We start from the raw sequence: 5,492 nt of genomic DNA, 5'->3' as shown, positions 1-5,492 counted from the left end.
TCCTAAAACTGCCACCACGATAGGTAACAGTAAGGATAGAGAGACTGAATACTGTGACTAGATCACCATGCTCTCAGCAGAAGGTCAATTGGTGGGCCACCCCTCATGCCCTTGATGCCCTGTGCTTTTGAGCCGGGATGAGGACGTCACTCGTAAAAACTTAAAATATTTGTTACTTTTCCAAAAATTAGGGCTGATCACACCCCTAGAGGCATGGTCAGCCCATGGACGCTTACTTATACAGTTCGGTGGATAGGCGGAACGCCAAGATCCCTGGGATAAGCGCAATCGCTAAAGCTACAAAGATTTGAGTATCTGATAGTCCCATCGATGAAAACTCCCTATTGATAAACAATTCCGAAACAAACGCTTCGGTCATCATCGTACTTCTGCCCTACTATACCAAAGTCGTTCTGCAAAATTGAGTACCACATTCTCGATTTGGGTCACAGATTATGACAGCGCCCTAGGGGGAGTCTTGCCAACCCTAGAGTACACTCAACATGATCGGATATATGCTAGCGGCGCGCCAACATCCGGGGTCTGACGTCATGGCTCGCCGAACCGGATGAGGGGTTCCATGCTGACCAGTGTTAAAAATCCATTTGTCAAACAACTCAAGCAGCTCCAGCGGGCGAAGGGGCGGCACGAGCAGCAGCACATGTTGCTGGAAGGCACGCATTTAATCGAGGAGGCCTGCGCAGCGGGTATGTCCTTCACCGCCCTCTGCCATACCCCCGATTGGGCGCTGCACTATCCCGAGCTATGGGAACGGGCGATCGCTCAGTCGGTCCGCTGTGAGGTGGTCAGTCCAGAGGTTCTGAAGGCGATCGCCACCACCATGACCCCCGACGGTGTGATAGCTACCCTAGATCGCACCCAGCTCACCCAAACGATTCCCCAGCCCGCTCGTCTGGGACTAGCCCTAGAAACGCTCCAGGATCCGGGCAATCTGGGCACTCTGATTCGCACAGCGGCGGCGGTGGGGGTGGATGGCCTATGGCTCAGTAGCGATAGTGTAGATCTTGACAACCCTAAGGTACTGCGGGCCTCGGCGGGGCAGTGGTTTCGCCTGCCCATGGGCGTGGTTGCCGACCTGCCGGCCCAGGTGGAAGATTGGCGATCGCATCCCAATCATCAAGTCGTCGCCACCGTCCCAACGGCTCAGCAGGTCTATTGGACAGTAGACTTCACGCGTCCCACCCTGTTGCTCTTGGGCAATGAAGGGGCTGGACTCTCCCCGGCCCTGAGCGCCTTAGCAGACGTGAGCGTCACCATTCCCCTAGCTCCTGGTGTGGAGTCACTCAACGTGGCGATCGCGGCGGCAGTCATTCTCTATGAAGCCCAGCGGCAGCAGGCCCAAATGGGCAACCCATCCTAAGCGAGACCTAGGCAAGATGGTGGGCATACCTATACAGTCCACCCTTAATCAGCGGGGCCCAGCTCTTGGAGAAAGCGTTCAATATCCGCCGCTGCTGCTTCAATAGCTTTTAACCGTTCATCCATCGGCGGAGGTAGCGGCTGGACAGGTGGCGTGGGATGATTCGTCTCATCATCGTCTGGCGTGAATGTATCTTCTAACTGATGGAGGGAGTCTAAAAAGTCTTGGGCGGCAGCACGGCGTAACTCTTGCTGACGGTGATCCATGATGCTCAAAATTCCAACTCATACAATAATTGCGAACCGGTGCACTGAAATCAGTGTCTAGAAGACATTTCAGGTGCTTCAACTTGCGCAAGGTCAGGCTTCAGCATCCGTCGAGTAGTTTTTTCAAACGAATGATCTATTCACGATCGTGGCTTGCTCAATACCACGGCATCGATTCGTGACCTGTGATGAAAGTAGTCACTTGTCATGAACCGTGATTGGACATGAACGGCTTGTGATAAACTCCTAGATTTCTTCTTGGCTTTTGGGTCTTGTCCCGGAGCCCTTTAGCGTGGCAGGCGATCGCTCAACCTCGTCCAAGCTCATGGGAGTTTAAGACGCGACATTGTTCTAGGAGCCTGACCCAGTAGCACGATACGTTAACCGATGGATGGATGATCACACAATTCAGATGATGGAAGGACGCTCGTCTCCGTTAAGATGGCGATCGCCACCCCTGCGGGCTAAAAAATTGGGTACTCCACACCGTGGAGCGAGGGGATGGAGCGTTGGCGTTACGCTGATCCGTCACTCAGCTATTAGTGTACCCCGTTCATCCCATGGCACGTCTTTTAGACCCATGCCCTACCCCAGAGTTGTGATCTGGGAGGTTCAGCCCTGTTGTCTAATGGCCCCACTCCAGTTGAAAATTAAACAGGCAAGATTTATGCAGGTCGTCCCCAGCCCAGTCGTTCGCTACAATAAGCAGGCATTGGCTGGGCGATCGCCGGAGAGATGTTGGTAGAACGGGACAACTCCCCAGTTGCATACATCACGACAGAGTAAGACGGACAGAGGAAGTGAAGTGAGTCAATTTGATTACGACCTGGTGATTGTGGGTGCGGGCGTCGGCGGCCATGGCGCAGCGCTTCATGCCGTGAGCTGCGGGCTCAAAACGGCGATCATTGAGGCTGCCGATATGGGAGGCACCTGTGTAAACCGGGGCTGCATTCCCTCGAAGGCACTGCTGGCAGCATCGGGACGCGTGCGGGAATTGCGCAATGCCCATCACCTCCAAGCCTTAGGGGTGCATGTGGGTGATGTGACGTTTGATCGGCAAGCGATCGCCAGCCATGCGGCCAACTTAGTCGATAAACTGCGCGGCGATCTCACCAATAGCCTCAAACGTCTAGGTGTCGATATTATCCACGGCTGGGGCAAGCTGGCCGGTAGCCAAAAAGTCTCGGTGCAAACCGACGCGGGCGAGCGGGTGATCACGGCCAAGGATGTGATTCTTTCCACTGGTTCTGTACCCTTTGTGCCACCAGGTATCGAACTCGATGGCAAAACCGTTTTTACCAGTGATGACGGCATTAAGCTGGACTGGCTGCCCGACTGGGTGGCAATTATCGGCAGTGGCTATATCGGTCTAGAGTTTGCTGATGTCTACACCGCGTTGGGCTGTGAAATTACCATCGTGGAAGCGCTAGACCAGCTCATGCCCGGTTTTGATCCTGATATCGCCAAGCAGGCCAAGCGCGTGTTGATTGATTCCCGCGATATCGAAACCAAAGTAGGAATGCTGGCTAAGCGAGTGATCCCCGGTTCGCCTGTGGTGATCGAACTAGCGGATGCGAAAACCAAAGAGGTGGTGGAGGTTCTAGAGGTCGATGCTTGCCTAGTGGCAACAGGACGGATCCCCGCCACGAAGAACCTAGGACTAGAAACCGTTGGGGTGGAAACCGATCGCCGAGGCTTCATTACGGTCAACGATCACATGGCGGTGTTACTGGATGGTCAGCCGGTGCCCCATCTCTGGGCCATTGGCGATGCTACAGGCAAGATGATGCTGGCCCATGCCGCTTCCGCCCAAGGCATTGCCACGGTGGAAACCATTTGCGATCGCCCCCGCGCTGTAGACTATCGCAGCATTCCCGCCGCCGCCTTCACCCATCCTGAAGTGAGCTTTGTGGGGCTAACAGAACCTACTGCCAAGGAACTGGCCGCTCAAGAAGGCTTCGAAGTCGCCACGGTGCGCTCCTATTTCAAGGGCAACTCCAAGGCGATCGCAGAAGGCGAGACGGAAGGCATTGCCAAGGTGATTTATCGCAAGGATACGGGAGAACTGCTGGGGGCTCACATCATTGGGCTCCATGCCGCAGACCTGATTCAGGAAGCCGCCAATGCGATCGCCAAGCGGCAGTCGGTTCATGACCTAGCCTTCCTAGTCCATACCCATCCAACCCTGTCTGAAGTGCTCGACGAAGCCTACAAACGTACGATCGCAGCCCATTAGTCATGCCATCCAAACGCCAGCCCAGTCGGGGGATGGGTTTTGCCCGCCCCCGACAGCCCCGCCCAGAGGACAAGAGCAGCATGGGACAGTCATCCCCCAAGGCGATCGCCTATCGCACAGCCTTTATGGCGATCGCTGCCGAACCGTTTGCGACGGTGATCGCGTTCTACCAGCGGTTCCTCGACCAAGCCCCGAACCCCTTGACTCCCGACCGCTATGGAGAATTTCAGCTAGGGCCCATGCGGCTGGGAATTTTTCGCCCCCAGCCCAACCACGTTTCGGAATTCTCCGCAGCCTCCAGTGGGCCCCTCAGCCTATGCCTAGAGGTACCAAATTTGGAGGCAGCGATCGCTCAGGTGCAGGCGGCAGGCGGGGCCTGTTTACCCGATGACATCATCCTCACCTCCCACGGGCGTGAGGTGTATGCCTACGATCCTGTGGGCAACCGCCTGATCCTCCATGAGGGGTTTTTATCCTAATATCAAATCCGGTTGCATGGCATGGCTGGGACATCCTGCCTGCGATCCCCCGCTTCGCCGCCCCCTTAGCAAGGGGGCTAGAGACATGTGGGTACTGCCCCAGCCTTAAATAAATAGCGTGTCTCACCGGATTTGGCGTAGCAATCCTAGCCACAAATCCGCTGCAGGGTGGGCGTGAAGTCTGGATAGGAAATGGCAGCGGCCTCGGCGCGGTGGATGGTGGTAGTGCCTTGGGCCATGAGGGCAGCGATCGCTAAGCTCATGGCAATACGATGGTCGGTAAAGCTATCCACCTCCGCACCTGTTAGGGCATGGCCGCCGGTGATTTCTAAGCCATCCGGCAATTCCGTAATGGCTGCGCCCATCTTCCCTAGTTGAGTTGCCATCACCGCCAGGCGATCGCTTTCCTTGACGCGCAATTCAGCAGCGTCGCGGATGATGGTTGTACCTTCAGCAAAAGCCGCAGCTACCGCCAACACAGGAATTTCATCGATCAGTCGAGGAATCAAATCCCCTTCTAAGGTGCAGGCCGTTAGGCGGCTGTGGCGCACTCGGATATCTGCCACCGGTTCACCGGTCGCTGTGCGAGGATGTTCTAAGGTAATGTCGGCATTCATCTGCTGTAGCGCATCCAGAATACCGGTGCGTGTAGGATTTATCCCCACATTTTCAATGAGAATGTCCGATCCCGGCACGATCGCCCCGGCTACAAGCCAAAAGGCTGCCGAGCTAATATCCCCAGGCACCACCACCTGCTGACCCGTTAGGGTTGCCGGGCCCACCACACTGGCGCTGCAGGTCTCCGCATCCACCTGCACTGTTGCTCCAAAAGCCTGCAACATGCGTTCACTATGATCCCGAGATAACGCCGGTTCCGTCACCGTGGTCATGCCCTCTGCCATTAAGCCCGCCAGTAAAATACAGGATTTAACTTGAGCTGAGGCGATGGGGGAATGGTAATGAATAGGCGTCAGCTTGGCACCACGGACTGCCAAGGGAGCCAAACCACCGCCCCTTGACCAGATCTGTGCACCCATCTGCTCCAACGGTTGAATCACCCGAGCCATGGGGCGCGATCGCAGCGAGGCATCGCCGGTCACGGTAAACAGGCGATCGGGGTGAGACGCTAA

The 5,492-nt window shown here is 55.9% G+C and carries 6 protein-coding genes; 3 read left to right on the top strand and 3 right to left on the bottom strand.

From position 1 onward, the window contains the following. Positions 1–232 precede the first annotated feature (232 nt). The gene (gene psaM, locus V6D20_10000) at positions 233–328 is read right to left on the bottom strand and encodes a photosystem I reaction center subunit XII (protein ID HEY9816112.1); all 96 of its coding nucleotides are present in this window, start codon (positions 326–328) and stop codon (positions 233–235) included. Between the two features lie 252 nt (positions 329–580). Between psaM and V6D20_09995 the strand changes: the two genes are divergently transcribed. Then, on the top strand, positions 581–1,381 hold the full coding sequence (locus V6D20_09995; protein HEY9816111.1) for an RNA methyltransferase: 801 nt from the start codon (positions 581–583) through the stop codon (positions 1,379–1,381). A 44-nt stretch (positions 1,382–1,425) separates the two neighbouring features. Here V6D20_09995 and V6D20_09990 read toward each other — a convergent pair whose 3' ends face one another. Then, positions 1,426–1,647: a hypothetical protein gene (locus V6D20_09990; GenBank protein HEY9816110.1), complete on the bottom strand. Its 222-nt coding sequence runs from the start codon at positions 1,645–1,647 to the stop codon at positions 1,426–1,428. 805 nt (positions 1,648–2,452) lie between these two features. Here V6D20_09990 and lpdA point away from each other — a divergent pair. Beyond that, the gene (lpdA, locus tag V6D20_09985) at positions 2,453–3,883 is read left to right on the top strand and encodes a dihydrolipoyl dehydrogenase (GenBank protein HEY9816109.1); all 1,431 of its coding nucleotides are present in this window, start codon (positions 2,453–2,455) and stop codon (positions 3,881–3,883) included. Positions 3,884–3,885: 2 nt separating this feature from the next. After that, positions 3,886–4,362 carry a hypothetical protein gene (locus V6D20_09980; protein HEY9816108.1) on the top strand — a complete coding sequence of 159 codons (477 nt, stop codon included), beginning with the start codon at positions 3,886–3,888 and terminating at the stop codon, positions 4,360–4,362. Between the two features lie 146 nt (positions 4,363–4,508). On the opposite strand, the gene aroA is transcribed toward V6D20_09980, so the two are convergent. Beyond that, a partial coding sequence (aroA, locus tag V6D20_09975; GenBank protein HEY9816107.1) for a 3-phosphoshikimate 1-carboxyvinyltransferase occupies positions 4,509–5,492 on the bottom strand: 984 nt, incomplete at its 5' end.

This window comes from Candidatus Obscuribacterales bacterium (genome assembly GCA_036703605.1).
GTDB lineage: Bacteria > Cyanobacteriota > Cyanobacteriia > RECH01 > RECH01 > RECH01.
The sequence above is the reverse complement of the archived record's forward strand: the minus strand, read 5'-3'. Positions and strand labels throughout refer to the sequence as shown.

Bases quoted from the DNA above. Each gene is read 5' to 3' on its own strand.
- psaM (HEY9816112.1), bottom strand. From the start codon at position 328: ATGGGACTATCAGATACTCAAATCTTTGTAGCTTTAGCGATTGCGCTT.
- V6D20_09995 (HEY9816111.1), top strand. From the start codon at position 581: ATGCTGACCAGTGTTAAAAATCCATTTGTCAAACAACTCAAGCAGCTC.
- V6D20_09990 (HEY9816110.1), bottom strand. From the start codon at position 1,647: ATGGATCACCGTCAGCAAGAGTTACGCCGTGCTGCCGCCCAAGACTTT.
- V6D20_09980 (HEY9816108.1), top strand. From the start codon at position 3,886: ATGCCATCCAAACGCCAGCCCAGTCGGGGGATGGGTTTTGCCCGCCCC.